The sequence below is a fragment of the Pseudoxanthomonas japonensis genome, assembly GCF_010093445.1.
In the GTDB taxonomy this organism is placed as follows: Bacteria; Pseudomonadota; Gammaproteobacteria; order Xanthomonadales; family Xanthomonadaceae; genus Pseudoxanthomonas_A; species Pseudoxanthomonas_A japonensis.
On record NZ_PDWW01000001.1, the window covers coordinates 116,745 to 143,264 of the forward strand.

Sequence of the window (26,520 nt, forward strand, 5' to 3'; positions counted from 1 at the left end):
CCGTCATGGAGGCGAGTCCGCCATGATGCCGCGTTCCGGCACGGCCGTCGCCGCCCGACGCGCGATCCCCACCCGGTACCCGGCCAGGGCGTAGTACAGGATGTACAGGTAGGCCGGAATGGCCAGTGCGGCGAACACCGCCTGGAAGTCGTAGTGCTGCTTCAGCACCGCGAACGCCTGCGGCAGGATGGCGCCACCGGCGATGCCCATGATCAGCAGGGCCGAGCCGGTTTCTGTGTGCCGCCCGAGTCCTTTGATCGCCAGCGGAAAGATCGCCGGCCACATCATGGCGTTGGCGAAGCCGAGCGCCGCGACGAAGCCGACCGACACATAGCCGTGGGTCAGCAGTGCGCCCAATGCGAACAGCACGCCCAGCGTGGCGGAGATGGCGAGATAGCGCTCCTGCGAGACGAAGCGCGGGATCGCCACCAGGCCTGCCAGATAGCCCAGCAGCATCGCCGTCAGCGTGAACGAGGTGAAGAACTTGGTCTGGTCCAGCGACAGGCCGAAACCCTTGCCGTAGGCGCCGATGGCGTCGCCCGCCAACACCTCCACGCCGACGTAGAGGAACAGGCACAGCACGCCCAGCCACAGGTGCGGGAAGCGCGACAGGCCGCGTTCGCCTTCGGCCGCATCGGCTACCGGCGCTGCGTTCGCCTCCGATGGCTTCACGTCCGGCAGCGGCGAGAACAGGATGCCGATCGCGACCACCACCAGGATGCCCGCCATCACCAGGTAGGGCAGGTGGATCTTCGCCGCGAACGCATCCAGCAACACCGCCTTGCCGGCGGCATCCGCAGCCTCGACCTGCGCGGCCAGGTTGCCCACGCCGTGCAGCACCAGCGTGCCGAGCACGAGCGGCGCGAGGATCCCGGCGACCTTGTTGCAGATCCCCATCAGCGCGATGCGCTGCGCGGCGCTCTCGATGGGGCCGAGGATGCTGACGTAGGGGTTCACCGCGGTCTGCAGCAGCGCCAGGCCGCCGCCGATGACGAACAGGCCGGACAGCGCGCCCGGGTACCAGCGCTGCGTCGAGAACTCGCCGAACATCGCCGCACCGACCGCCATGACGAACAGGCTGGCCGCCAGGCCCTTCTTCATGCCCGTGCGCTTGAGCAGCGCCGCCGCCGGCAACGCCAGGAAGAAGTACGACAGGTAGAACACCATCAGCACGAGGAAGGCGTTCACCTCGTCCAGATCGAAGGCGAGCTGCACGAACGTGATCAGCGGCCCGTTGATCCAGGTGAAGAAGCCGATGATGAAGAACAGCACGCCGACGATGGCGAGCGAGCGGAACGGGCTGGAGCCGGTGACGGTGGTCATGAGATCCCCTTGGACTGGCGATGCTTGGCGCCAGAGCGTCGGGCATCGGGAACAACGTTGTCAAAGCCAATCAGTGAAACCGGGTATTGCCGCCGCCCTTGCCACGCTGGAACCACCCCATCGACGGCAACAGCCTCGTGCATTGCAGCATCAAGTCTCGCAGGACTTGCCCGGATTCCCCCTTCCAATTCAATAATTAACGCTATATGTGAGTGCAATGGCTCGCTGAATACGGAGATTGTTTCCGTTTCACGACACCCACATGCCGGCGGAACGCCTATTTCATGACAGAGCCTTGACAACGTTGTCAAACACTTTCCACACTCCGGCCATATCGGGATGCCTGCGTCCCGGCCGCGAACATGTGGGGAGACGTGTGGTCGCCATAGCCAATCCAATGCCGACGGATGCCATCAGCGGGGCGCACGACGCCTTCATCGCGGCGGATGTCGGCGGCACCCACGTCCGGATCGGCCTGGTCCGCGGCAGCCGCGATCCGGGCCAACCGGTCAGCGTGCTGGAGTACCGCAAGTACGCCTGCGCCGACCACGCCGGCCTGGGCGAAATCGTCGCCGACTTCCTTGCCTCCCTGGGCACGACCCGGATGGCGCGCGCGGTGATCGCCAGCGCCGGTTATGCGCTTGAAGACGGCACCGTCATCACCAACAACCTGCCCTGGCGGCTGTCGCCGGCCGAACTGCGCACGCAGCTGGGGTTCGACGACGTCCGCCTGGTCAACGATTTCGAAGCCGTGGCGCACGCCGCCGCGCAGATGGATGCCAGCGAGGTACTGCAGCTGACCGGACCGGCCATCGCGCCGAAGCACGGTCCCACGCTGATCCTCGGCCCAGGCACCGGTCTCGGCGCCGCCGTCTGGATCCCCACCGGCAAGCGCGCCGTCGTACTGGCCACCGAAGCCGGCCAGGCCGCACTCACCGCCGGCAACGCGCTGGAAATGGCGCTGCTCGCCGAGATGCTGAAGACGCGCACGCACGTGCCGGTCGAACAGGCGCTGTCCGGCCCCGGCCTGATGAACCTCTACACCGCGCTGTGCGCCGTGCGCGGCGTGGCGCCGTCGCCCTACACCCACCCGGGCCAGATCACCGCCGCCGCGCAGTCGGGCGACGACGCGCTGGCCCGCGAAAGCCTGGAGGTGTTCTGCGGCCTGCTCGGCAGCGTGGTCGGCGACATGGCGCTGCTCTACGGCGTGCAGGGCGGCGTGTACCTCGCCGGCGGCATCCTGCCGAAGATCCGCGATGTCCTGATCGGCAGCAGCTTCGTGCCTCGGTTCCTCAACAAGGGATCGATGCGCGAAGCGCTGGAACGCATTCCCGTGAAGCTGGTGGAGCACGGGCAACTGGGGGTGATCGGCGCGGCACGGTGGTACCTGGAACACCAGCAGGGCGAGTGACAACACGCGCCGGTACAGGCGCATGCGGTAGCGGCGACGTCAGGGCTGGCGCGCCGACGATGGAACAACGCGACACCAGGCACGGCGGAACAGCGCGAGCGATGGCTGCCGACACTCAAGCAGATCGGAGAGAGACACCATGAAGTACCGCAGATCCATCCTTTCGGCCACCATCGTGACGTGCCTCGCCATGGCCGTGCACGCGCAGGCACAGGAAGCCGCGACGGCCCCCGACGCGACCGACCTCGATACCGTGGTCGTCACCGGTATCCGCGGCAGTATCGAGAAGGCGCTCGACGCCAAGCGCGACGCCGCCACCCACGTCGAAGTCGTCACCGCCGAAGACGTCGGCAAGCTGCCGGCCAAGAACGTGGCCGACACACTGCGCCAGTTGCCGGGCGTCAACATCGCCTCCTCCAGCGCCAGCGAAGGCGGCTTCGACGAAGCCGACCGCGTCAGCCTGCGCGGCACCAACCCCAGCCTCACCCAGACGCTGGTCAACGGCCACACCATCGGCACCGGCGACTGGTTCGTGCTCAGCCAGGTCGGCAACGTCGGCCGCAGCGTGAGCTACTCGCTGTACCCGTCCGAGATCGTCGACCGCGTCGTCGTCCACAAGACCTCCGAAGCGAAGCTGGTCGAAGGCGGCACCGCCGGCTCGGTCAACATCATCACCCGCCGTCCGCTGCAGTTCGCCGAGCCGCTCACGATCCAGGGTTCGATCGGCGCCGTGCACTCCGACCTGCCGGGCGATACCAAGCCGCAGCTCGATGCGCTGCTCAACTGGCGCAACGAAGAACGTACCGCGGGTTTCATGGTGCAGGTGTTCAATGAAGAGCGCAGCCTGCGCCGCGATGGCCAGGAAGTGGTGGGCGGCTACGGTGCGATCCCCAGGTTCGAGGCGGACGGCGTCACCCCGACGCCAGTGTCCATAAGCAACCCCGAACTGGTGGGCGCCCTGTATCCCAACCTGATCGGTGCCGCCTTCTTCGAACAAGTGCGCAAGCGCAAGGGCGGTGTGGCCAATATCGAGGCCAAGGTCACCGACAACCTGACCCTGAACGTCAACGCTTTCTACTCGAAGCTGGAGGCCGACAACTACAACCGCAACTACATGATGTGGGCCAGCCAGTTCGTCAGGCTGGCACCCAGCAGTTACACGCTCCAGAACGGTGTAGTGACCAATGCGGTCTATGCTCCTGTGACCGGCGGCAGCAGCGTCACCCCCTACGGCGTGTACGACATGATCTCGCGCCCGGGTGCGGAGTCGACGTCGAAGTACATCGCACTCGATGCGGAGTGGAACGCCAGCGACGCGCTGAAGTTCGTCTTCCAGCTCGGCTCCACCAAGGGCAACGGCAGCAGTCCTACCCAGGACGTGCTGGAAACCGGCATCGCCGGCAATGCCGGCGCGAGCTGGAGCATGAACGGCGTCAGCAATCCCATCGACTGGTCGCTGGGCGGCACCAATACCGCGGCGAACCACCTGCCGCAGAGCGGCTGGATCTTCGGCGCCCAGGGCATCGACGTGCTGGACAAGGAAGACTGGGCCTCGGCCGACGGCCAGTTCTTCTTCGACGGCGACACGCTGTCGTCGCTGGATTTCGGCTATCGCTACGCCACGCACGAGCGCAGCAACGACTTCTCGCTCGCCCAGGGCCCGAACTGGGCAAGCAACTGGCAGGACATCACCGCCTATCCGGGCGCGGGCGGTGCGTATCCGGGCGACTTCGGCGTGGGCGGCAACGTGCCGTCAGGCATCTGGTACTACACGCCCGCCCAACTGGCAGAGATCAATGCCCGCTTCGCCAACCGCAACAACCCGGAGCGCTTCTATTTCTCCGACGTTTACGGCGTGAACGAGGACATCAATGCCGTCTATGCCCAGCTGAACTTCCGTGGTGACCGCTGGAGTGGCAACGCCGGCCTGCGCTACGTGCGTACGCAGACGGACGTGCACTACAACCAAGGACTTCTGCCCAACTCCGGCATTCCTGGCGCAGTTGTGGGCTCGGCCTTCGGCGATTACCTGCCGGTCGTGGTCAACAACGACTACAACGAGTTGCTGCCCAGCGTGAACTTCAAGTTCGAACTGACCGACAATCTGGTGGCGCGCGTGTCGGGCAGCAAGACCATGACCCGTCCGGATTTCTCGGCGCTGGCTGGCTCGCTGACGCTGAACGACCTGACACACGAAGGCAGCGGCGGCAATCCGAACCTTGACCCGCTGGTCTCCACCAACTTCGATGCCTCGCTGGAGTGGTACTTCGCTCCTCGCGCCCTGCTGTCCGCCAGCGTGTTCTCGATGGACATGGATGGCTATGTCGACTTCGACAACGTCGTCGTCCAGTACAAGGACCAGCAGGCCAGCCAGGCCGCGGGCACCGACGTGTACAGCGACTACCTGGTGTCGATCCCGGTCAACTCGAACGGCAAGGCCCGTGGTCTGGAGCTGACCTACGAGCAGCCGATCGGCGAGAATTTCGGCATCAACGCCAACTACACCTACGTGGATGGCGAGGCGGACGGCGGCAAGCCGCTCAACGGCACCTCCGAGAACACCTACAACTTCTCCGCGTGGTACGAGAACGCGCGCTTCAATGCCCGCGTCAATTACAGCTATCGCAGTTCGTTCTATGCCGGCGTCAGCCGTACCGACAACTTCTACCAGGACGACTTCGCCACGGTATCGGCATCGCTGGGCTTCAAGGCGACCGACTGGCTGACGATCAGCCTGGATGGCCTGAACCTCAACGATCCCAAGCTGAAGTACTACACCGAGAACGATGCGGTTCCCGGTTACCTGCCGCACGCCTTCTATACCAATGGCCGTCAGTACTACCTGAACTTCCGCTTCAAGTTCTGATCCACGCACCACCACCGGCAGGCGCAGGCCTGCCGGTGGCGTTCCAACGCGACACGCACGGCGCACCGCCGTGATACCGGCGCCCCCGCGCCGGCATGGGAGAAAGACCAGGGGAGCGCCGGGACAGGCGCATCACGGGCAGGGCGTGGGGACGCCACCCGGTACATCGCAGGCGGCCGCAGGACCGGGCCGCATATTCTTCGAGCAATGATGGGAGAGACATCATGAAGCATCGCAAGACCGTTCTATCCGCGGCCATCGTCACGTGTCTGGGCTTCGCCGTTCACGCGCAGGCGCAGGAAGCGGTCGCACCTGCTGCACCGAACACCGCGGACGCATCCGAACTCGACCGCGTGGTCGTTGTGGGCATCCGCGGAAGCCTCAAGCAGGCGATCGACACCAAGCGCGATGCCGACTCCATCATCGACGTGGTCACCGCCGAGGACGTGGGCAAGTTCCCCGCGACCAACGTGGCGGAAGCCATCACCATCATTCCCGGCGTCACCATCGACAAGGCGTTCGGACAGGGCGAGAAGGTCAGCATCCTGGGCACCGATCCCGCCCTGAACCGCACGCTGCTCAACGGGCAGACGATGGCGTCGGCGGACTGGTTCATCAGCGACCAGCCGGGGCGCACGTTCAACTACTCGCTCCTCGCGCCGCAGCTCGTCAACAAGGTGGAGGTCTACAAGTCGCCGGAAGCGCACATCGACGAAGGTTCCGTCGGCGGCACGGTGATCATCAGCACGCGCAAGCCGCTTGACCTGGAGAAAACCACGATCTCCGGGCAGATCGGCTATCTCTACAACGACCGCATCGAGGACGGCGACCCACAGGCATCGGTACTGTTCGGCTGGAAGAACCAAGCCGAAAACTTCGGCTTGATCCTGACGGCGCAAAGTTCGGAAGAAGGCATCCGTCGCGACGGCATCGAGTCGTATGGCACCGTCACGGCGCTCGACTACCGTGACGGCCTTGGCGGCGGCGGCTCGGTCAACAACCGCCCGATGGACTGGGGCATCGGCGCGCCCAAGCCACAGATCTGCGTTGACGCCTGCGAAGACACCCTGCAGAACAATCTCACTGCAGTCGGCCCGAACTCGTTGAGCGCCCACTACTTCGAGCAGACCCGCAAGCGCGATACGGTCTCTCTGGCATTGCAGTTCAAGCCGACCGACAAGCTGGATATCGAGTTCAACGCGCTTGACGTGTCCGCCGACTACGACAACATGAGCCACTCCATGTTCGCCTTCATGGGCAACGCGTGGAATGGCCTGATGAACCTCACCGACGTGACGGTGGATGGCGGCGTCATCACCCGCGGCACGTTCGACAACGCGCTGGTGGTCTACGACCTGATCAATCGCCAGGCGACGGTGGATACCGACTCGTACGACCTGAAAGCTACCTGGAACGACGAACGCTGGTTCGCGTCCGCGCATGTCGGCCGCTCCAAGGCCACGGGTGGCACGGGGCGCCAAGTATATGGCGAATTCCTCAACTGGTCGGACTATACCTACGACATCAGCGGCAACCCGACCCTGACCTTCAGCGGATCCAATCCCTTCACCGATCCCTCCGCGTTCCAGATCGACGGCGGCTGGGCGGGCGCATCGGGCAGTCCGGAGAACAGTGACTGGAACACAGGCTGGGGCGGCAACATCGTCTTCAAGCCCACCTGGGACGAAGAGAAGTACGCGCAGGTTGATTTCGGTGTCCGCTTCGACTCGCCGATCTACCAGGTCCGGTTTGGCGCCAAGCGCCGGGAGCATGAGACGGGCCAGCGCATGGGCGGCGTCTCGCTGGCGACCGTCGCAGGCTATGGCAATGCCTTGGCATCGGAGTTCGATCCGCGGCCGCTCCCCAGCAACTACCTGAGCGGGTTCCACAACACGGGCGACCTGGCCAACCGTTTCACCATCGACGGCTGGGCGCTGGCCGATTACATCCTGAGCGGCGACTGGCTCGCACCGTGGCAGACGATGCCGGAGCCAGGCACGTTCAACGATCCCTCATTCGTCTCCAACACCTGGACCGTCACCGAGGACGTCAACGCTGCCTACGCGCAAGCGGACTACAGCTGGAACGGCCTGCGCGGCAACTTCGGTGTGCGCTTCGTGCAGACCGAGTCCAACAGCCTTGGCTGGCAGTGCACCACCGGCACCGTTTGCGCCGCCGACGGCTACGAGCAGATCAGCGTCCGCAAGAAGTACAACAACGTCCTGCCCAATCTGAATGTCGCCTATGACCTCGCCAATGACGTGGTATTGCGCGCATCGGCGGCAAAGGTCATCGCGCGGCCGAACTACGGCGACATGTCCAATTACCTGTGGCTGGGTCCGCAGACGCTCACCGGCGGCGGCGGCAATCCGGACTTGGACCCCTACGAATCGAACAATTACGACTTCTCGGCCGAGTGGTACTTCAACGAGAACTCGATCCTGGCGGGTACTGTGTTCTACAAGGATGTGTCCAACTACATCCTTTCCACGACCGGACTGGAAACCCACTTCAACCAGTCAACCGGCTCCGACTCCCAGTTCGTCATCTCGCGTCCGCGCAATGCGGGCAGTGCGAGTATCAAGGGCTTCTCCGCTGCCTTCCAGCAGACTTTCGACAATGGCCTGGGCGTCCTTGCCAACTACACGTACGCCGATGCCGAGGCCGACAACGGGGACCAGTTGCCGTTCAGCTCCAAGAGCCAGGTCAACATCAGTCCGTTCTTCGAAGGCGATCGCTGGACCGCCCGCGTGACCTATTCATGGCGTTCGAAGTACTACACGCAGGTCGACCGCGGCAACTACCTGGTCACCGACGACTACGACTCGCTGGACGCGAGCCTGTCGTTCAAGATCAACGACCGTCTTAGCCTGAGCCTGGATGGCATGAACCTGCTCGACACCGAGTACTACACCTACGCCGAAGTACCGGGCATCGCCAACACCGAGAAGCTGGTGCGTGGCAGCTACCGCACCGGCCGCCGCTACATGGCCTCGCTGCGCTTCCAGTTCTGATCTCTCCACCGATGTAGTTCTTTGCTTCCCTCACGGGCCTGGACTTGTCCGGGCCCGCTTTTTTTTGGGCATGCTGTGCCCATCGCTACCGAGGACACCGATGAAACGACCCATCGCCCATCGCGCCCTGGCCGGACTGGCCTTCGCCCTGCTCGCCCTGGCCGGCTGCAAGGACAGGACCGGTGAGGCCGCCGCCGCGGCCTCCACGCCCATCACGCCGTCGTTGATTCCGGCGCCCGTCGACCTGCAGACGTCCGCGGGCACCTTCGCCATCGATGGCGACACGCGCCTGTTCGCCGAGGGCGACGCGGCGACGCGCGTTGCGCAACAGTTTTCCGCCTACCTGCAGTCGGCGGGCGCGCCTGCGCTGAAGACGACTCGGGAAGACGGCAAGGGCCTGATCCGCTTCGTGCTTGAAGCGGCGGGCGCGGAAGGAACCGGTCCCGAGGCGTACACGCTGGACGTCACACCGGACGGCATCACGGTGAAGGCGCACGACGAACGCGGCCTGTTCTACGGTGCGGTGACGCTGTGGCAGCTGGTCACGCAAGGCGACAAGGGCCGCGTGACGTTGCCCGCGCTGCATATCGAGGACGCACCGCGTTTCACGTGGCGCGGCTTCATGCTGGACCCGGCGCGCCATTTCCAGCAGGTCGAGGACGTCAAGAAGGTCATCGACGCGATGGCGCTGCACAAGCTCAACACACTGCACTGGCACCTCACCGACGATCAGGGCTGGCGCATCGAGATCAAGCAGTATCCGAAGCTCACCGGCATCGGCGGCTGCCGCATTCCCGCGGGTGACGGCGGCAAGGATCCCAAGACCGGCGAGCCGCGCCCGTACTGCGGCTTTTACACGCAGGACCAGATCCGCGACGTGGTGAAGTACGCCGCCGAACGCCACATCACCGTGGTGCCCGAGATCAACGTGCCGGGCCACGCGACGGCGGCGATCTCCGCCTATCCCGAGCTCGGTTCGATCGACACACCGCTGGTGCCGTCGAACGAATGGGGCGTGTTCCCCAACCTGGTCAACGTGGAAGAACCGACGATCACCTTCCTCGAGAACGTGCTGGGCGAAGTGGTGCAGCTTTTCCCCGGCACCTACGTGCACATCGGCGGCGACGAAGCGGTCAAGGACCAGTGGGAAGCCTCCGCGCGCGAACAGGCGCGCATGCGCCAGGTCGGCGCGAAGACCGAGATGGACCTGCAGGGGTATCTGGTCGAACGCCTGGAGAAGTACCTGTCCACGCATGGCAAGCGCCTGATCGGCTGGGACGAGATCCTGGAAGCGAAATTGCCGCCCGAGGCCACGGTGATGTCGTGGCGCGGTATCGAAGGCGGCTTGCAGGCGGCACGCCAGGGCCATGACGTGGTGATGTCGCCCTCCAACAAGACCTACCTGGACTACCTGCAGACCGCCTCGCCGAACGAGCCGCCGGGCCGTCCGGCGCTGATCACGCTGCAGGATGTCTACGGTTTCGAGCCGGTGCCGGCGGAACTGGAAGAGAGCCAGCGCCACCACATCCTCGGCATCCAGGCCAACCTGTGGACCGAGCACACCCGCACCTTCGCCCGCCTGCAGCACAACGCATTCCCGCGCCTCGCGGCGGTGGCGGAAACCGGCTGGACGCCGGCGGCGAAGAAGGACCTCGCCAGTTTCATCGCCCGTCTGCCCACGCAGCTGAAGCGCTACGACGCCATCGGCCTGGGCTACGCGAAGACGCCGTTCGAGCCGCTGATCGCCACCGAGGACAACCGCAAGGCCGGCACAGCGAAGGTCACCCTGTCCAATCCGCTCGACTACCCGGTGCACTACACCACCGACGGCAGCGAACCGACGCAGACCTCGCCGACGTTCGCCGCGCCGCTGGACGTAAAGCTGCCGGCTACCGTGCGTGCGGCCGCGTTCGCCGATGGCCGCGCGCTGGCGCCGGCGTCGACGTTCGAACTGACGCCGGCCGCGATGCTGACGCGCACCGACGAGGCGATGGGCGTGTGCCCGGATGCCGGGCGCCTGTTGCTGCGCCTGGAAGACGATGGCCCGCTGGAAGGCGAGCGCGCGATCTTCAACGCGACGATCTTCTATCCCTGCTGGCAGTGGAACCAGGCCGACCTGGACGGGATCGCGTCGATCAAGGTGCGTGCCGGCCGCATTCCGTACTACTTCCAGCTGGCCCACGACGAGCCGAACCGCAATTTCGAGCCGGCAAAATCCCCGCTGGGCGAACTGGAGATCCTGGGCGGCGGCTGCAAGGGCCACACGCTGGCGACGGTGGCGTTGCCTGCCGCACCGAACGCCGACGGCTTCCTCGACCTCGAGGCGGCGCTGCCGGCCGGCACCACCGGCAAGCAGGACCTGTGCGTGCGCTTCACCGGCGACACGCGTCCGCAGATGTGGGTGCTGGACCGCATCACGCTGCAGCCGCGCTGACATCCGGTACGTTGCAGCAGGGAGAAGCCGGGCATGTCCCGGCTTTTCTTTTTCTCAGGCCCGTGCGGGCAGGCGGGCGTCGATCGCCAGCAGCAAGCGGCTGAAGGGCGTCAGGCGCGTGGCGAATCCGGCCAGGACGCCCAGCGCATTGGCCAGCGCATCCTGCGCATCGGCCATGCGCGTGGCGGTCAGCGATCCCTGCGCGAATTCCACCACGATGCCCAATGCAACCAGCATCAGCGCGGCAACGACGCAGCCTCGGCGGGTGGCGAACAGTTGCATCGCGGAGGTCGACAGCAAGGCGTAGGCGATGAAGTGCTCCACCTTGTCGCCACCCTCCGGCACCGGCGGCAGGCCACTCAGATTGACCAGCGACAGCACGATCACCGCCATGATCGCCACGCACCACAGGCCCACCCACAGGCGCGGCCAACGGAACGGCTTCAGCTCGAACACGCGGCTCACAGGCGCCAGCTCAGGTCGTTGAACAGGAACGCCGTGCCGAACTCCACGTCACTCGAGAAGCCCATCACCTGGAAACGCTCGCCCATCTCGCTGGGCAGGGTCAGCCGCTTGGCTTCGTTGCGCAGGCGCAGCAGCGTGGTCTCGTCCGCGCGCGCCTCGGCTTCGTTCAACCGTTCCTGCAGTCCGTTGCCGAGCAGGAAGTTCGCCTGCGTGGTGTAGCCGGCCAGATCGAAGCCGGCCTGCGTACCGGCTTCGGCCAGTGCGGTGAAGTCGACGGAGGCCGTGATGTCCTGCAATCCCGGCCACAGGTAGGGATCGTTGTGCACGCGGTGGCGGTAGTACGCGCGCAGCGTGCCGTCGTCGCGGTCGGGCTGGTAGTACTCGCGCCGGGTGTAGCCGTAGTCGGCGAACAGCATCGCACCACGATCCAGTCCGCCCATCACCGCCTGGATCCAGTACGGCAGCTGCGGCAGCAGTTCGGAGCGGTAGCCATCGGGGAACGGCTGTTCCAGATAGCGTTCGACGTGACGCACCGCTGCGGCCAGCAGTGCATCGGCCGGCCGGTCGGTGCGAACGAAGCGCCCGTCGCCATCCAGCGCTACACCTTCCTCGAACACCTCGCCATCGCGCAGCGTGAAGCGCGGCGTCGGCAGGGCGTCGATCACCTCGTTGGCGAACAGCACGCCATTCCACGCCCCGGACGGCGGACCATCCAGCCATTCCACCAGATCGAACACCGGCGGGATCAGGCGTTGTCCCAGCCGCTCGCGCTGCCGCTCGCGCAGGTCGGCGCTGGGCTCGAGGATGGCATAGCGCGCGGGCAGCGCATCGAGTTCGAGCAGTCGCTTCAGCATGATCTCGGCGAACGCACCGCTGCCGCCGCCGATCTCGACGAACTCCGCCTCCGGACCGATCTGCTGCAATACCGGCGCGATCGCCTGCGCCACGCAACTGGCGAACAGCGGCCCCAGTTCCGGCGCGGTGGTGAAGTCGCCAGCCTCGCCGAACTTGGTGCTGCCCGCGCTGTAGTACCCCATCCCCGGCGCATACAGGCTGCGCTCCATGAAGCGCGAGAACGGCAGGCTGCCGCCTTCGGCCACGATCTCCGCGCGGATCAGGGCGGCGAGGTGCGCGCTGTGCGCCTGCGCGGCGTCATCGGGAAGGGGGAGGTCGGCCTGCATGTCGCACCAGAAGCGGGAAACCCCGCCATTGTACGGGCCGTTTCACACTGGCGTGCCGGCCCTAGCCAACCCCGGAGGGCACGCATAGAATCGTGATGCACAGCAGCAACGGACACGCCATGACCTATTGCGTCGGCATCGAAGTCAACGAAGGCCTGGTCTTCGCCGCGGATACCCGCACCAGCGCCTCCTTCGACGACGTGCGCGTCTACCGCAAGATGCACGTGTTCGAATGGCCGGGCGACCGCGTGTTCGTCATCATGTCCGCGGGCAACCTGGCCACCACGCAGTTGACCATCTCGCGACTGCAGCGCGATGCCGACGATCCCAACGCGGCACGGAGCCTGCGCACGTTCTCGCACCTGTACGAAGTGGCGGAGTACGTCGGCGACACGCTCGTCGCCAGCCAGGTGAAGATGAACGACGAGGCGCAGCAGAGTGGCGTCAATGTCCAGTCCACGCTGATCCTCGGCGGCCAGATCGCCGGCGAGCGCCCCGGGCTGTACATGGTCTATCCGCTCGGCAACTGCATCGCCACCTCACCGGAAACGCCGTACCTGCAGATCGGCGAATCCAAGTACGGCAAGCCGATCCTCGACCGCATCATCCGGCCGGAGACGTCGCTGGAAGACGCGGCACGCTGCGCGCTGGTGTCGCTGGATTCCACCATCCGGTCCAACCTGTCGGTGGGCATGCCGGTGGACATGGCGCTGCTGCGCAACGGCGACCTGAAGATCAGCCAGAAGATGCGGCTGGAAGCGGACACGCCCCTGTATTCGGAAATCCACGACACCTGGTCGCGCAAGCTGGAAGCCGCCGTGCACAGCCTGCCGAGGTTCCCGTGGGAGCCTCAGCGCGAGACCGAACCGTCGTCCGGCCCGCTGCCGGTGATGCCGCCGCGTCGCGCGCCGTCGCGGCAGGATCCCGGCGACGCGCAAGGGCAGCAGTAAGCGCGGCTTTCTGTAGGAGCGACGTCAGTCGCGACGGCCGCGATCGTCCTCGACCCTGAAAGATCCGCGTCGCGTCATCGCGACTGACGTCGCTCCCACGAGGGCAAACACGCCACCTCAACCGTGGAAGTAGCCTTCCGCGATCGCGTCGTGCAGCGCACCCAGGTGCACCTGGATCTGGTCCATGAACTGCGCGGGATTGCGTGTCGCCAGCACGGCGGGATCGGCATTGCGGGTCAGGCCGATCACGCGGTTGAGGTGGCGGTCCACACCGGGGCGTGGCGGCATCGTCGGCAGCACGCTCTGCATGCGCGACAGGCAGAAGTGCACGCTGCGCGGGAACTCGTTGTTCTGCAGCAGGAAGCGCAGCGCCAGTTCGGCGGTGACGCGCTGGCGCACGTGGCGGCGGAACATCTGATACCCGGCCAGCGAGCGCAGCACGCTCATCCACTGCATGTTCTGGAACGCCTCGCGGTCGTCCTCGTTGCGTGGCCTCACCAGCCCCGACGCACCCGCGTCCATGATGCGCGTGGTCATGTCGGCCTGTTCCAGCGCCGTCCCCAGGCGCAGGAACTGGTAGCCGATGTCGCGGCTGACGTTGGCGCTCAGCAGGCCCGACACCTTCAGGCAGCCATCGACGATGCGTTGCAGGAACTCGAGCCGGTAACGCCGGCTGAGGCTGCGTTCCCCCTGCGCATCGATGTAGAGGTGCAGGTCGTTGATCGCTTCCCACACGTCCTGCGGCAGCGTGTCGCGGATGCTGCGCAGGATCTCGCGTGCCGAGTCGACCGACGTGCGCAGCGACGACGGATTGCGTTCGTCCAGCAGCAGGAAGCGGATCACGTCCGCATCGCCCGCTGCTTCCGCCGTTTCCGGATGGCACTGCTCGAAGCACTCGCCGGCGCCGACGGTATCGATCATCGGACGCCACGCGAACCGCACCGAGCGCGGCATGTCGAGTTGCAGCTGGCTGCCCACACCGACCAGGCGCGCGGTGTTCTCCGCGCGCCGCACGTAGCGGCTGAACCAGTAGAGGTTGTCGGCGACGCGCGACAGCATCAGGCAGCCTCCTCGTCGTCGGACAGGTCGACCACCCACGTGTCCTTGGCGCCGCCACCCTGCGACGAATTGACGACCAGCGAGCCCTTCACCATTGCCACGCGCGTCAGCCCGCCGGTGGTGACGTAGGTGTCCTGCCGCGACAGCACGAACGGGCGCAGGTCGATGTGGCGCGGCGACGGTCCCTGCTTGGTGACGATGGGCGCGGTGGACAGCGCCAGCGTCGGCTGCGCCATGTAGTTGCGCGGATTCGCCTCGATCAGCGCCTTGAACTTCTCGCGCTGCCGCTTCGTCGAGCGCGGACCGATCAGCATGCCGTAGCCGCCGGACTCGTTGGCCGGCTTCACCACCAGCTTCTCGATGTTCTCCAGCACGTACCTGCGCTCCTTCGCGTTGTGGCAGAGGTAGCTGGGCACGTTGGGCAGGATGGGATCCTCGTCGAGGTAGTACTTGATCATCTTGGGCACGTACGCGAACACGACCTTGTCGTCGGCGACGCCCGCGCCCGGCGCATTCGCCAGCGCCACCTTGCCGGCGCGCCAGCTGCGGATCAGGCCGGGCACGCCGAGCACGGACTCCGGATGGAACACCTCCGGGTCGATGAACAGGTCGTCGACGCGGCGGTAGACCACATCGACGCGCTTGGGGCCATAGACCGTGCGCATGTAGGTGCAGTCGTCGTCGGCGACGAACAGGTCGCTGCCTTCCACCAGTTCGATGCCCATCGCCTGCGCCAGGTAGGCGTGCTCGAAGTAGGCGCTGTTGAACACACCCGGCGTCAGCAGCGCGATCACCGGCGAGTCGCCGGGACGCGGCGACAGCGCGGCGAGGGTGTCGTAGAGCTGGCTGGGGTACTCGTCGACCGGCAGGATGGAACTGGTCTCGAACAGCTCCGGGAACACGCGCTTGGCCACCATGCGGTTTTCCAGCATGTAGCTGACGCCACTGGGAATGCGCAGGTTGTCTTCCAGCGCGTACAGCGTGCCGTCGCCGTCGCGCACCAGGTCGGAACCGCAGATGTGCGCCCATACGCCAAGCGGCGGCGTGATGCCGACGCACTGCTCGCGGAAGTTCACCGAATCCTTCAGCAGCATCGCCGGGAACACCTTGTCCTTGACGATCTGCTGCTTGCCGTAGATGTCGCCGATGAACAGGTTCAGCGCGCGCATGCGCTGCTTCAGGCCGGCTTCGGTGCGCTGCCATTCGCTGAGCGGGATGATGCGCGGGATCAGGTCGAACGGCAGTGTGCGGTCGACGTTGCGGCCGTCGGAATACACGGTGAAGGTGATGCCCTGCACGCGCGCCACCACGTCGGCGGCCAGCTGGCGTTCGGCGAGTTCGCGGCCCGACAGGCCGGCGAGGTACTCGACCAGGCGTCGCGCGGCCGGTCGCGGCCGTCCATCGGCCTGGATCAGTTCGTCAAAGGTCGTGGTGCGGTACTTCGCCCAGTCCATTCGCCCTTTCCGCTGTCCCTCGCCGGCACATCCGACGAAGGGTGATGCGTCGCAACATGCACGGTCGGCGTGCGCGCCGTCAAGCCTCCGTGCGCCGCGCGCATCGACTCACCTTTTTGATGTCGGCGTGCGCCATTCCGGTGCAAAGCGGGGACAATGCCGGCTCCCGTCCCGGAGCCCGCCATGTCCACGCCGCGTCGTGTCGTCCTGATCACCGGCGCCGCCCGCCGCATCGGCGCGGCGATCGCGCGCCGGCTGCATGCCGAGGGTTACGACGTGGCGCTGCACTACCGCGGTTCGGCCGGCGACATGCAGTCGCTCGTGGCCGAACTGGAAGCGGCGCGCGCGGGCAGCACGCTGATGCTGCAGGCCGACTTGGCGGTCTTCGACCGGCTGCCGGAACTGGTGGCGAAGACCGTCGGCCACTACGGTCTGCTGGATGCGCTGGTCAACAACGCATCGGCGTTCTATCCCACGCCCGCCGGCAGCACTACGCCGGCGCAGTGGGAGGAGCTGTTCGGCGTCAACGCACGCGCCCCGTTCTTCCTCGCGCAGGCGGCCGCACCGCATCTGCGTGCCGCGCGTGGCGCCATCGTCAACATTGCCGACATCTACGCCGAGAAGCCGCGCGCGGACCTGGCGGTGTACGCGGCATCGAAGGCGGCCTTGCTGGCGGTCTCGCGCGGACTGGCGGTCTCGCTGGCGCCGACGGTGCGGGTGAACGCGGTGTCGCCCGGCGCCATCCTGTGGCCGGACGGCGGCATCGATACGGACATGCAGGCGAATCTGCTGGCGCAGACTCCGCTGGGACGCGTCGGCGATCCGTCCGACATCGCCGGCACCGTGGCCTGGCTGCTGAGCGATGCGGCGGCCTATGTCACCGGCCAGGTGATCCACGTGGATGGTGGCCGGCACCCGTAGCGTGCGCCATGCGCACGATCGCGGGACATCCATTCGCGGGCGCGCTGGTCAACCTCATGCCGAGAGCGGCCACCACGCGGTCGTGCGCGCAGCGCACGCTACGGGAGCGGCACCACGTGCGACGGCGTGTCGTGGTCGGGATGTTCGCGCCACAGCGCCGCCAGCGTGCGACCACTGCGTGGGTCGACCATGTCGGGAGCGATCTCGGCCAGCGGCAACAGCACGAAGGCATGCTTCAGCTCGTCGCGCGGCAGGCGCAGGTTTCCCGGCCCCTGCATCACCCGGTCGTCGTACAGCACGATGTCGATGTCCAGCGTCCGGTCGGAGAAGCGCGGGCCGCTGCGGTCGCGGCCATGCGCGTCCTCCAGCGCATGCAGCCAGGCGTTCAGCGCGAGCGGATCGAGGTCGCTGTCGATCACCGCGGCGGAATTCAGGAAGTCGGTGCCGTCGAAACCGACCGAGCGCGTGCGATAGACCGGCGACAGCAGCACATCGCCGAAGCGCTCGCGCAACGCCGCGACCGCGGCGCGCAGGTGCCGCTCGGGCTCCACGTTGCTGCCCAGGCTGAGATAGGCTTTTCCCATGGTCAGGCCGGGCGTACGCCGCGTTCGATCAGCACGCCGACGTTGCGCGCACCGGTGACCGCGCCGGGCTTGCTCAGCTTCAGCCGCACCCACGCGACACCGAAGTCCTCGCGGATGATCTCCGCGCAGCGTTCGGCGAGCGTCTCCACCAGCCCGAAGTTCGCCTCCTCGACGAAGGAAATCAGCCGCTTCGACACCGCCTTGTAGTCCAGCGTGTGCGCGATGTCGTCGCTCGCCGCCGGCACGCGGTTGTCGAAGGCCATTTCCACGTCCAGCGCCACGGTCTGGCGGATCCCGCGCTCCCAGTCGTAGATGCCGATGACGGTCTCGATGCGCAGGTCTTCGATGAAAACGATGTCCATGGATAGCTCGGGATGCGGGAGCGGGAATGGTACGCGCAATCGATGTCCGCGCTCAGCCCGCAGCCGCCATGCCGGCCGTCGCCGAGACGCCCTGCAACCCGCGCACGTCGGCACCTCCCGGCTGCTGGAACACCTGCAGCCCGAACTCCGGCAGGATCGCCAGCAGGTGGTCGAAGAGGTCCGACTGGATGCCTTCGTACGGACCCCACGCTACCGTGCGCGTGAAGCAGTAGATCTCCAGCGGCAGACCGGTCGGGCCGGGCGGCAGCTGGCGCACCAGCAGCGTCATGCCGTCGTGGATGTCGCCGTGCGCGCGCAGGTAGGCCTCCACGTAGGCACGGAACGTGCCGAGGTTGGTGATGCGGCGCTGGTTGACCGGCTCGCGGCCCTGTTCGGCCAGGCGCGCATTCCATGCGTCCAGTTCGCCGTCCTTGCGTTGCAGGTAATCGCCCAGCAGCCGGAACCGGCGCAGTCGCGCCTGTTCCTCCTCGCCCAGGAAACGCACGCTGTTCTGGTCCAGGTGCAGCGCGCGCTTGATCCGGCGCCCGCCGGACTCGCTCATGCCGCGCCAGTTCTTGAACGAGTCGCTGATCAGCTTCTTGGTGGGAATGGTGGTGATGGTCTTGTCCCAGTTCTGCACCTTGACCGTGTGCAGGGCGATGTCGATGACGTCGCCGTCGGCGTTCTGGCTGGGCATCTCGATCCAGTCGCCCACGCGCACCATGTCGTTGGAACTGATGGTCACGCTGGCCACCAGTGACAGCAGGGTGTCCTGGAACACCAGGATCAGCACCGCCATCATCGCGCCCAGGCCCGACAGCAGGATCACCGGCGAGCGGTCGATCAGGGCGGCGACCATCAGCACCGCCGCGATGACGAACACGATGATCTTCAGCAGCTGCAGGTAGCCCTTGATCGGCTTGTCGGCCGCATCGGGCCGCCGCTGGTAGACCTCGTTGGCCAGGTCGAGCGCGGCGGCGATGGCCAGCGCCACCGTCAGGATGATGAAGGCGAAGCAGACGTTGCGGACCACCGCCACCAGCATCGCCGGCAGGTCGGGGACCAGGGCGACGCCGGCGGCGAGCACCACGGCAGGGACCACGTTGGCCAGCCGCGGGATCACCCGCAACCGTACCTGGTGGTCGCCCTGGCCCAGCGGAAGCGTGGTCAACAGGCGGCGCAGGCCACGCAGCAACACGCGCTTGGTGATCCAGTTGGCCAGCCAGGCCACCAGCACGAGCGCACTGGCGACGACGAGGGTGTAGGCCCAGGGATAGGGCGCAAGGAGGGCGCGCAGGGCCTCCAGCTGTTCGGTCATTCCGTTACCCCTTGAGGTGGTTCTTGCGCGCCCTGCAGCCTGCATTGCGCAGGAGGACGCGTCGGTTGGCGGAGCGGACACCCTACCCGCACCGCCTTGAACCTGAACGGAATTCGCCGGCTTGTTACGGTGAGCCGACCACGGCGACCTGGGGCAGCGTGGCCATGTCCCAGCGCGGCGTGACCTTCACTTCCGCGGTCTCATGCTGCCCCGCTTCCAGCCGCAACGCGCCGGCGAAGGCGATCATCGCGCCGTTGTCGGTGCACAGCGATGGCCGCGGAAAGCAGGCACGGCCGCCGCGCTTGGCCGCCATCTCCTGCAGCTTCGCGCGCAGGCGCTTGTTGGCGCCCACGCCGCCGGCGATGACGATGACGTCGCTGCCGGCTTCGTCCAGCGCGCGTTCGCACTTGATCGCCAGCGTATCGACCACGGCGTCCTCGAAGCCACGCGCGATGTCGGCGCGGGTCTGCTCCGACTGGTCACTGTCGCGCCAGGCCAGCAGCACCTGGGTCTTCAGGCCACTGAAACTGAAATCCAGGCCAGGCCGGTCGGTCATGGGCCGGGCGAACCTGAAGCGGCCGGGGGTGCCCTTCTCCGCCAGGGCCGCCAGCTGCGGGCCACCGGGGTACGGCAGGCCCATCATCTTGGCGGTCTTGTCGAAGGCCTCGCCGGCGGCGTCGTCCAGCGTCTCGCCGAGCAGGCGGTAACGGCCGATGGCGTCCACGGCCACCAGCTGGGTGTGTCCGCCGGAGACCAGCAGGGCCACGAAGGGCGCGTCCGGCGGGTCGTCTTCCATCAGCGGCGCCAGCAGGTGGCCTTCCATGTGATGGACGGCCACGGCGGGGACATCCAGCGCCCAGGCCAGCGAGCGGGCCACGCCCGCCCCGACCAGCAGCGCCCCGACCAGGCCAGGGCCGGCGGTGTAGGCCACGCCCTCCAGGTCCGCGGTGGTCAGGCCGGACTCGGCCAGGGTCTGGCGGATCAGCGGCAGCAGCTTGCGGACGTGGTCGCGGCTGGCCAGTTCCGGCACCACCCCGCCGTACTCGGCATGCAGGGCGATCTGGCTGTAGACCGCATGGGCGCGCAGGCCGGCGGCACCGGCCAGGCCGGTGTCATAGACGGCCACGCCGGTTTCGTCGCAGCTGGTTTCGATACCGAGGACTTTCATGCGGGGGATCTGGTGGCTCGGAAAGGGGAGGGCAAGCCGGCTGGACGCCCGGGGTGGGTTGCAGCGACGGCTTCGGTCGCTATAATACGCGGCTCACCGGGCGTGCCCGGACCGTTTACACCACCGAGATTACGTATGCCCAGCGTCAAAGTCCGCGAAAACGAGCCGTTTGAGTTTGCGCTGCGTCGCTTCAAGCGCACCTGCGAAAAGGCCGGCGTCCTGGCCGAAACCCGCAAGCGCGAGTTCTACGAGAAGCCGACCCAGGAGCGCAAGCGCAAGGCCGCTGCTGCGGTGAAGCGTCAGCTGCGTCGCAGCTCGCGCGACGTCACCAAGCGCCAGCGCCTGTACTGAGCCGCGTCGCTTCGCACGAAGCCGGCACGCGCGAGCGTCGCCGGCTTTTTGTGTTTTTGGCGTCCCGCGCCCGCGGGCCGTCTCTTCCCTGTTCCCCCGGAGCACACCATGTCCCTGAAACAGCAGCTCACCGATGACATGAAGGCCGCCATGAAGGCCGGCGAGAAGGACCGCCTGGCGGTCATCCGCCTGATCAACGCCGCCATCAAGCAGCGCGAAGTCGACGAGCGCATCGAGCTGGACGACGCCGCGGTGCTGGCCGTGCTGGAAAAGATGGTCAAGCAGCGCAAGGATTCGGTGAGCCAGTTCGAAGCCGCCAACCGCGAGGATCTGGCCGCCATTGAGCGCGCCGAACTGGCGGTGATCGACACCTACCTGCCGGCCAAGCTGGGCGAGGCCGAGATCCTGGCCGCCATCGAGGCCGCCATCGCCGAGACCGGTGCCACCGGCCCGGCCGACATGGGCAAGCTGATGGGCGTGCTGAAGCCGCGCCTCGCCGGCCAGGCCGACATGGGCCAGGTCTCCGCGCTGATCAAGAAGAAGCTCGCGGGCTGAATGGCGCTGGTGTGCGGAGCGCACGCTACGCAGCAGATCGCGGCGTCCTCGTAGAGCCGAGCTTGCTCGGCTCCGCCCGCCACGCACGGCCGGGAGCAGCGGAGCAAGCTCCGCTCTACGCGCACCACCGTACAATTGCGGCATGAACCATCCCGAGATCGTCCTGCGAGCCGCGACGCCGGGGGATATCCCGCAGATCCTCGATTTCATCCGCGGCCTGGCCGAGTACGAAAAGCTCGCCCACGAGGCCGTCGCCACGCCGGCCCTGCTCGAGACGCACCTGTTCGGTGAGCGTCCCGCCGCCGAAGTCGTCATCGCCGAAGCCGATGGCGTACCCGCCGGCTTCGCGCTGTTCTTCCATTCGTTCTCGACCTTCCTCGGCCAGCCGGGGCTGTACCTCGAAGACCTGTTCGTGCTGCCGGGCCATCGCGGGCTCGGCATCGGCAGGCGGCTGATGGTGCATCTGGCGCAGCTGGCCGTGGCGCGCGGCTGCGGCCGCTTCGAGTGGTCGGTGCTGGACTGGAACGAACCCGCCATCCGTCTCTACCGCAGCCTCGGCGCCGTGGGCCTGGACGAATGGACCGTGCAACGCGTCACCGGCGAGGCGCTGCAGGCGCTCGCGCGCAGCGATGCGTGAAGCGCACGACCACGTCGCCATAACGAACTGCTGACGTCGCCCTTGGCACGCTCGACGCATGGAACGTCGAGCCTCCTTCCGCACCCTGCGCGCACGGGCACGCGATGCCGGCGAGCGCGCCAGCCGCAGCCTGCCGGCGGCGCTGATACGGCGCTTCGTCGAAACCGACCTGATGACGCAGGCGGCGTCGCTGTCCTTCTATGCGCTGCTGTCGCTGGCGCCGCTGCTGATCCTGTTGCTGTGGCTGACGGCATCGCTGTATCCGCCCGCGCAACAATCGCTGCTCGACCAGATCCAGCAGCTCGCCGGGCCCAGCGCCGGCACGGTGGCGGAGACGGTGATCCGCAACGCCAGCGACCGGCCGGATGTCGGCTCCCTGGCCGGATGGTGGAGCACCGCCCTGCTCTTCGTCGGCGCCACCATCGTCTTTGCCCAGCTGCAGGGTGCGCTCAACCTGATCTTCCGCACCGATGCGCAACGGCTCAGCGGCGTGATGGCCTGGCTGAAGAAGCGCGTGTTCTCGCTCGGCGTGGTGCTGGCCATCGGCTTCCTGCTGGTCGTCTCGATGGTCGCCACCACCGCGCTGCAGGTAGTGTTCGCGCGACTGCCGTCGCTGCTGCCCGCGCTCGGCTACATCACCACGCTGCTGCTCTACGCGCTGGCATTCGCCTTCTTCTACCACTACCTGCCCGACCGGCGCGTGGCGTGGAAGCAGGCCTTCCTGGGCGGCGCCATCACCGCGTTGCTGTTCGCCGCCGGCCGTTACCTGATCGGCCTGTATCTGGCGGAAGCCGCGCCCGGCAGTGCTTACGGTTCGATGGGCGCACTGGTGCTGTTGCTGGTGTGGATCTACTACGCCAGCGTGGTGTTCTTCGTCGGCGCGCTGATCACCGCGGTGATCGATGAGCGTTTGCACGTGCGGCGGCAGCTGTCGCCTGCGCAGGATACTCCGGCTGCCGGTCCGCTTCCGCCCAGTGACGGCATTTCGACGTCTGCCCGATCCCCGGATTGAAGGTGTTGGTGGGATCGAGCGCGCGATAGAACGCGGCCAGCGCCGGCTTGGCGCGATAGAGATGGCCGACGTTGTGCTCGGCGGGATATTCGGCACCACGGGCGTCGAGCAGGTCCCACAGGCGATGCTCCACCGCCAGCGGATCGGCACCCTTCCTCACGATGTAGTCCTGGTGGAACACGTGGCAGAAGAAGTGCCCGTAGTAGAGCCGCGCCACCATCGTGGTGGCCAGCTCGGCCGGCAGGGTTTCCACCCACGCGCGGTCGTCGCGGCGAAGGGCGATGTCCAGCGCGACGATGTCCTCGACCTGCGCGGCATGCACGGCGCGGTAACGCACGGCCGCGCCGGCCACGGCGAAACGCAGCAGGAAGGCCTTGCGACCTTCGTCCGCATTGCAGGCGAAGAAATCACCCTCGCGCTCACCGAAGAAGCGCTGCAGGAACGCGCGCGTCGCCTCCGCATCGCGCGTCGACACCTTCAGCAGCAGATGATGCTCGTAACGGTCGCGATAAGCGCGCAGCCGCGGCGGCAGATGATCCGGCAGCAACGCGGTCAGCGCCTGCAGCGCACGGTCCGCCAGTCCCGGCACGCCGAACCGCTCGCACCAGCCGTCCATGCGGCTCTTCAGTGCGAACGCCGCCGGCACCTTGTCGGTGCCGAAGCGGTCGATCAGCAGGAAGGTGTCCTTGCCGTAGCGGTCGCCGATGTCGAACGCGTCGCGATGCAGGTACTCGCCCGCGATCGGCAGCCGCTCGAAGGCGGTCAGCAAATGCCGGCGTACCTCGGTGAGATCGTCCGGCTCGTTGCTGCCGATGTAGAAAACCGACGCGTCGTCCTTCTCGAACGTATCCAGGCGGACCGCGAACACCGCCAACCGTCCCGCGCAGCCCGAGGCCTCGTGCAGGCGCGAGGGATCGGCGTTGTAGCGCGCGGGCGTGGGTGCATCGACCTGGCGCACGTGGTCGGCGTAGTACGGATCCGACGCCGCCTGCGCCGGATCGTGGACGACCGCGTCCGCGCCGTAATCGCCGGCCTGCAACCGCGACAGGATCTCTTCGGGCGTATCGCCCAGCGCGATGCCGAGATGGTTCACCAGCCGCAGCACACCTTCTTCGTCCACCTGCGCGTACAGCGCCAGCTCGGTATAGGCCGGCCCACGCCGCACCAGCGCACCACCGGAGTTGTTGCAGACGCCGCCGAGTACGGACGCGCCGATGCACGAGGAGCCGATGACCGAATGCGGCTCGCGGCCCAGCGGCGCGAGCCGCTTCTCCAGCACATCCAGCGTCGCGCCCGGCAGGCAGACGACCTGGCGCCCGCCGTCCAGCAGTTGCACGCCGGTCAGGCGCCGCGTGCTGACCAGCACGATGCCGCGGTCGTAGCCGTCGCCATCCGGGGTGGAACCACCGGTCAGCCCGGTATTCGCCGCCTGCATCAGCACGATCCGCCCCGCGGCCACCGTGGCCTGCAGCACCCGCCACAGTTCCAGCAGCGTGCCGGGACACGCCACCGCCAGCACCGGGCCGTCGCCGAACCGATAGCCCTTGCGGTAGCGCCGTGTCGCGCGCTCGCCCGTCAGTACGTGCGCGCGGCCCACGGCCTCGCGCAGCTGCGCCAGCAGGACGTCGTCGGAAGGGACATGAACGGACATGGCCGCATGGTAGCGCGGCGGCTCCGCGGCCCGGCATGGCATCCTATGCGCCCCATGGCCCGCATCCCCGACGCCTTCATCGACGAACTGCTCGCCCGGACGGATATCGTCGAGGTGGTGGGCGGGCGCGTGCCGCTGAAGCGGCAGGGCAAGGAATACTCGGCCTGCTGTCCGTTCCACGACGAGCGCTCGCCGTCGTTCACGGTGTCGCCGACCAAGCAGTTCTACCACTGCTTCGGCTGCGGCGCGCACGGCACGGCGCTGTCGTTCCTGATGAACTACGACCGCCTCGAGTTCCTTGATGCGGTGGAGGAACTGGCGCGCCGCACCGGCATGGAAGTGCCGCGCGAAACGCAGCAGCGCAACGAGAACAACGACACGAAAGACCTGTTCAATGCCCTGGAAGCGGCGGCGCGCTTCTTCCAGCGCAACCTGGACGGCAGCGACAAGGCCAAGGTCTACCTGCATGGCCGCGGCGTGGATGCGGCGATCCGCACGCAGTTCATGATCGGCTATGCGCCCGACGGCTACTCCGCGCTGAAGGATGCGCTGGGCACGGACGAACGGCGGATGAAGTTGCTGGACCGCGCCGGCCTGTTCTCGAAGAACGACCGCGGCCATGTCTACGACAAGTTCCGCGACCGGGTGATGTTTCCGATCCACGACCGGCGTGGGCGCGTGATCGCGTTCGGCGGCCGCGTGCTGCAGAAGGACGACGGCCCGAAGTACCTCAATTCGCCCGAGACCGCGCTGTTCCACAAGGGCCGCGAGCTGTACGGCCTGTGGCAGGTGAAACAGGCCAACCAGAAGATCGCGCGACTGGTCGTCGTCGAGGGTTACATGGACGTGGTCTCGCTGTTCCAGTTCGGCGTGAAGGAAGCCGTGGCCACGCTGGGCACGGCGACCACGCCGGAACACGCCGAGCTGCTGTTCCGCAATGCGCCGGATGTGTACTTCTGCTTCGACGGCGATGCCGCCGGCCAGCGCGCCGCCTGGCGCGCGCTGGAATCGGTACTGCCACGCATGAAGGACGGGCGGCAGGCGTTCTTCCTGTTCCTGCCCGACGGCGAGGATCCCGACACCATCGTGCGGCAGGAAGGCGCGGCCGGATTCGACGCGCGCCTGCAGCAGGCGATGCCGCTGTCGCAGTTCTTCTTCGACGAACTCGCCAAGGACATCAAGCTGTCCACGCTCGACGGCAAGGCGCGCCTGGCCGAGCGTGCGCGCCCGCTGCTCGCGCAGATTCCCGACGGCGCATTCGGCGACCTGATGCGCCAGCGCCTGACCGAGATCACCGGCGTCGGCGCCGGCAACACGAACACGACGTCCGCCACGCCACCGGTATCTGCACGACGCGCGGCGCCTTCGCAGTCCGGCCACAACAAACCGAGCCTGGTCCGCAGCATCATCGTGCGCCTGCTGCACAAGCCGTCGCTGGCGCTGGCGATCGAGTCGACGCACGGCTTCTCCGCGCTGCGGCTGGCCGGCATGGAACTGCTGCTGGAACTGATCGACCTGGTGCATGCGCGGCCCGACATCACCACCGGTGTGCTGCTGGAACACTTCGCCGAGCGCGACGAGGCCGCGGCGCTGCAGAAGCTGGCGATGCAGGACCTGCCCGGCGACGAGGACAGCTGGCGCCAGGAAATGCTCGACGCCGCCGTGCAGCTGGAAAAGCAGATGCTGCAGCAGCGGCTGGACGAACTGCAGGCCAAGCAGCGCAGCATGGGCCTGGACGAAACCGACAAGTACGAACTGCGCACCCTGCTGCAGGCCCGCATCGGCCGCCACTGAGGAGTCCGTG

At 67.0% G+C, this 26,520-nt stretch carries 20 protein-coding genes and 1 pseudogene; 11 read left to right on the forward strand and 10 right to left on the reverse strand.

Annotated elements, in window-relative coordinates:
• Positions 1–3: 3 nt before the first annotated feature.
• A complete protein-coding gene (locus CSC78_RS00510) occupies positions 4–1,323 on the reverse strand; it encodes a sugar MFS transporter (protein ID WP_162335951.1) in 1,320 nt (439 codons plus the stop codon).
• A 376-nt stretch (positions 1,324–1,699) separates the two neighbouring features.
• Here CSC78_RS00510 and CSC78_RS00515 point away from each other — a divergent pair, with 376 nt between their 5' ends.
• The 4 genes from CSC78_RS00515 (at position 1,700) to CSC78_RS00530 (ending at position 11,048) form a co-directional block, all read left to right on the forward strand.
• Complete coding sequence (locus CSC78_RS00515) at positions 1,700–2,734, forward strand: glucokinase family protein (RefSeq protein WP_379608845.1); 1,035 nt, start codon at positions 1,700–1,702, stop codon at positions 2,732–2,734.
• 139 nt (positions 2,735–2,873) lie between these two features.
• Entirely contained in the window at positions 2,874–5,600 is a 2,727-nt protein-coding gene (locus CSC78_RS00520) for a TonB-dependent receptor (protein ID WP_162335953.1), read from the forward strand.
• 224 nt (positions 5,601–5,824) lie between these two features.
• The gene (locus CSC78_RS00525; RefSeq protein WP_162335954.1) at positions 5,825–8,614 is read left to right on the forward strand and encodes a TonB-dependent receptor; all 2,790 of its coding nucleotides are present in this window, start codon (positions 5,825–5,827) and stop codon (positions 8,612–8,614) included.
• A gap of 100 nt (positions 8,615–8,714) precedes the next feature.
• Entirely contained in the window at positions 8,715–11,048 is a 2,334-nt protein-coding gene (locus CSC78_RS00530) for a beta-N-acetylhexosaminidase (RefSeq protein WP_162335955.1), read from the forward strand.
• Between the two features lie 54 nt (positions 11,049–11,102).
• Here the strand turns inward: CSC78_RS00530 and CSC78_RS00535 are convergent, their stop codons facing one another.
• Together CSC78_RS00535 and CSC78_RS00540 are read right to left on the reverse strand one after the other, a co-directional pair.
• Entirely contained in the window at positions 11,103–11,522 is a 420-nt protein-coding gene (locus CSC78_RS00535) for a VanZ family protein (RefSeq protein WP_379608851.1), read from the reverse strand.
• Positions 11,510–12,694 (reverse strand): class I SAM-dependent methyltransferase, encoded by a 1,185-nt coding sequence (locus CSC78_RS00540; protein ID WP_162335957.1) that lies wholly within the window; start codon positions 12,692–12,694, stop codon positions 11,510–11,512. The genes CSC78_RS00535 and CSC78_RS00540 overlap by 13 nt, the downstream gene beginning before the upstream one ends.
• A 119-nt stretch (positions 12,695–12,813) precedes the next feature.
• On the opposite strand from CSC78_RS00540, the gene CSC78_RS00545 reads away from it, so the two are divergent.
• Positions 12,814–13,644 carry a 20S proteasome subunit A/B gene (locus tag CSC78_RS00545; RefSeq protein ID WP_162335958.1) on the forward strand — a complete coding sequence of 277 codons (831 nt, stop codon included), beginning with the start codon at positions 12,814–12,816 and terminating at the stop codon, positions 13,642–13,644.
• 117 nt (positions 13,645–13,761) lie between these two features.
• On the opposite strand, the gene CSC78_RS00550 is transcribed toward CSC78_RS00545, so the two are convergent.
• Both CSC78_RS00550 and CSC78_RS00555 read right to left on the reverse strand, forming a co-directional pair.
• A complete protein-coding gene (locus CSC78_RS00550) occupies positions 13,762–14,703 on the reverse strand; it encodes an alpha-E domain-containing protein (protein WP_162335959.1) in 942 nt (313 codons plus the stop codon).
• Positions 14,703–16,157: a circularly permuted type 2 ATP-grasp protein gene (locus CSC78_RS00555; protein WP_162335960.1), complete on the reverse strand. Its 1,455-nt coding sequence runs from the start codon at positions 16,155–16,157 to the stop codon at positions 14,703–14,705. Before CSC78_RS00555 ends, CSC78_RS00550 begins: the two co-directional genes overlap by 1 nt.
• 183 nt (positions 16,158–16,340) lie before the next feature.
• On the opposite strand from CSC78_RS00555, the gene CSC78_RS00560 reads away from it, so the two are divergent.
• Entirely contained in the window at positions 16,341–17,078 is a 738-nt protein-coding gene (locus tag CSC78_RS00560) for a pteridine reductase (protein WP_162335961.1), read from the forward strand.
• A 98-nt stretch (positions 17,079–17,176) separates the two neighbouring features.
• Here the strand turns inward: CSC78_RS00560 and folK are convergent, their stop codons facing one another.
• The 4 genes from folK to tsaD form a co-directional block, all read right to left on the reverse strand.
• Entirely contained in the window at positions 17,177–17,662 is a 486-nt protein-coding gene (gene folK / locus CSC78_RS00565) for a 2-amino-4-hydroxy-6-hydroxymethyldihydropteridine diphosphokinase (RefSeq protein ID WP_162335962.1), read from the reverse strand.
• A gap of 2 nt (positions 17,663–17,664) precedes the next feature.
• Positions 17,665–18,024: a dihydroneopterin aldolase gene (folB, locus tag CSC78_RS00570; RefSeq protein WP_162335963.1), complete on the reverse strand. Its 360-nt coding sequence runs from the start codon at positions 18,022–18,024 to the stop codon at positions 17,665–17,667.
• A gap of 52 nt (positions 18,025–18,076) precedes the next feature.
• A complete protein-coding gene (locus CSC78_RS00575) occupies positions 18,077–19,342 on the reverse strand; it encodes a mechanosensitive ion channel family protein (protein WP_238391118.1) in 1,266 nt (421 codons plus the stop codon).
• Between the two features lie 124 nt (positions 19,343–19,466).
• Positions 19,467–20,510, reverse strand: a complete 1,044-nt coding sequence (tsaD, locus tag CSC78_RS00580; protein ID WP_162335965.1) for a tRNA (adenosine(37)-N6)-threonylcarbamoyltransferase complex transferase subunit TsaD — start codon at positions 20,508–20,510, stop codon at positions 19,467–19,469.
• Positions 20,511–20,645: 135 nt separating this feature from the next.
• On the opposite strand from tsaD, the gene rpsU reads away from it, so the two are divergent.
• The 4 genes from rpsU to CSC78_RS00600 all read left to right on the forward strand — a co-directional run bounded on the left by rpsU (position 20,646) and on the right by CSC78_RS00600 (position 23,065).
• On the forward strand, positions 20,646–20,861 hold the full coding sequence (rpsU, locus tag CSC78_RS00585; RefSeq protein ID WP_002808376.1) for a 30S ribosomal protein S21: 216 nt from the start codon (positions 20,646–20,648) through the stop codon (positions 20,859–20,861).
• A 108-nt stretch (positions 20,862–20,969) separates the two neighbouring features.
• Complete coding sequence (locus CSC78_RS00590; RefSeq protein WP_162335966.1) at positions 20,970–21,416, forward strand: GatB/YqeY domain-containing protein; 447 nt, start codon at positions 20,970–20,972, stop codon at positions 21,414–21,416.
• A 142-nt stretch (positions 21,417–21,558) separates the two neighbouring features.
• Positions 21,559–22,053: a GNAT family N-acetyltransferase gene (locus CSC78_RS00595; RefSeq protein ID WP_162335967.1), complete on the forward strand. Its 495-nt coding sequence runs from the start codon at positions 21,559–21,561 to the stop codon at positions 22,051–22,053.
• Between the two features lie 58 nt (positions 22,054–22,111).
• Positions 22,112–23,065 (forward strand): YihY/virulence factor BrkB family protein, encoded by a 954-nt coding sequence (locus CSC78_RS00600; protein WP_162335968.1) that lies wholly within the window; start codon positions 22,112–22,114, stop codon positions 23,063–23,065.
• Here the strand turns inward: CSC78_RS00600 and dld are convergent.
• Positions 23,013–24,716, reverse strand: a pseudogene (dld, locus tag CSC78_RS00605) (D-lactate dehydrogenase); the annotation flags it as partial. The gene CSC78_RS00600 and the pseudogene dld sit on opposite strands and share 53 nt — an antisense overlap.
• Positions 24,717–24,770: 54 nt before the next feature.
• Here dld and dnaG point away from each other — a divergent pair.
• Entirely contained in the window at positions 24,771–26,510 is a 1,740-nt protein-coding gene (gene dnaG, locus CSC78_RS00610; protein WP_162335969.1) for a DNA primase, read from the forward strand.
• Positions 26,511–26,520 lie beyond the last annotated feature (10 nt).

Bases quoted from the DNA above. Each gene is read 5' to 3' on its own strand.
- CSC78_RS00510 (WP_162335951.1), bottom strand. From the start codon at position 1,323: ATGACCACCGTCACCGGCTCCAGCCCGTTCCGCTCGCTCGCCATCGTC.
- CSC78_RS00520 (WP_162335953.1), top strand. From the start codon at position 2,874: ATGAAGTACCGCAGATCCATCCTTTCGGCCACCATCGTGACGTGCCTC.
- CSC78_RS00525 (WP_162335954.1), top strand. From the start codon at position 5,825: ATGAAGCATCGCAAGACCGTTCTATCCGCGGCCATCGTCACGTGTCTG.
- CSC78_RS00530 (WP_162335955.1), top strand. From the start codon at position 8,715: ATGAAACGACCCATCGCCCATCGCGCCCTGGCCGGACTGGCCTTCGCC.
- CSC78_RS00540 (WP_162335957.1), bottom strand. From the start codon at position 12,694: ATGCAGGCCGACCTCCCCCTTCCCGATGACGCCGCGCAGGCGCACAGC.
- CSC78_RS00545 (WP_162335958.1), top strand. From the start codon at position 12,814: ATGACCTATTGCGTCGGCATCGAAGTCAACGAAGGCCTGGTCTTCGCC.
- CSC78_RS00550 (WP_162335959.1), bottom strand. From the start codon at position 14,703: ATGCTGTCGCGCGTCGCCGACAACCTCTACTGGTTCAGCCGCTACGTG.
- CSC78_RS00555 (WP_162335960.1), bottom strand. From the start codon at position 16,157: ATGGACTGGGCGAAGTACCGCACCACGACCTTTGACGAACTGATCCAG.
- CSC78_RS00560 (WP_162335961.1), top strand. From the start codon at position 16,341: ATGTCCACGCCGCGTCGTGTCGTCCTGATCACCGGCGCCGCCCGCCGC.
- folK (WP_162335962.1), bottom strand. From the start codon at position 17,662: ATGGGAAAAGCCTATCTCAGCCTGGGCAGCAACGTGGAGCCCGAGCGG.
- folB (WP_162335963.1), bottom strand. From the start codon at position 18,024: ATGGACATCGTTTTCATCGAAGACCTGCGCATCGAGACCGTCATCGGC.
- CSC78_RS00575 (WP_238391118.1), bottom strand. From the start codon at position 19,342: ATGACCGAACAGCTGGAGGCCCTGCGCGCCCTCCTTGCGCCCTATCCC.
- tsaD (WP_162335965.1), bottom strand. From the start codon at position 20,510: ATGAAAGTCCTCGGTATCGAAACCAGCTGCGACGAAACCGGCGTGGCC.
- rpsU (WP_002808376.1), top strand. From the start codon at position 20,646: ATGCCCAGCGTCAAAGTCCGCGAAAACGAGCCGTTTGAGTTTGCGCTG.
- CSC78_RS00590 (WP_162335966.1), top strand. From the start codon at position 20,970: ATGTCCCTGAAACAGCAGCTCACCGATGACATGAAGGCCGCCATGAAG.
- CSC78_RS00595 (WP_162335967.1), top strand. From the start codon at position 21,559: ATGAACCATCCCGAGATCGTCCTGCGAGCCGCGACGCCGGGGGATATC.
- CSC78_RS00600 (WP_162335968.1), top strand. From the start codon at position 22,112: ATGGAACGTCGAGCCTCCTTCCGCACCCTGCGCGCACGGGCACGCGAT.
- dnaG (WP_162335969.1), top strand. From the start codon at position 24,771: ATGGCCCGCATCCCCGACGCCTTCATCGACGAACTGCTCGCCCGGACG.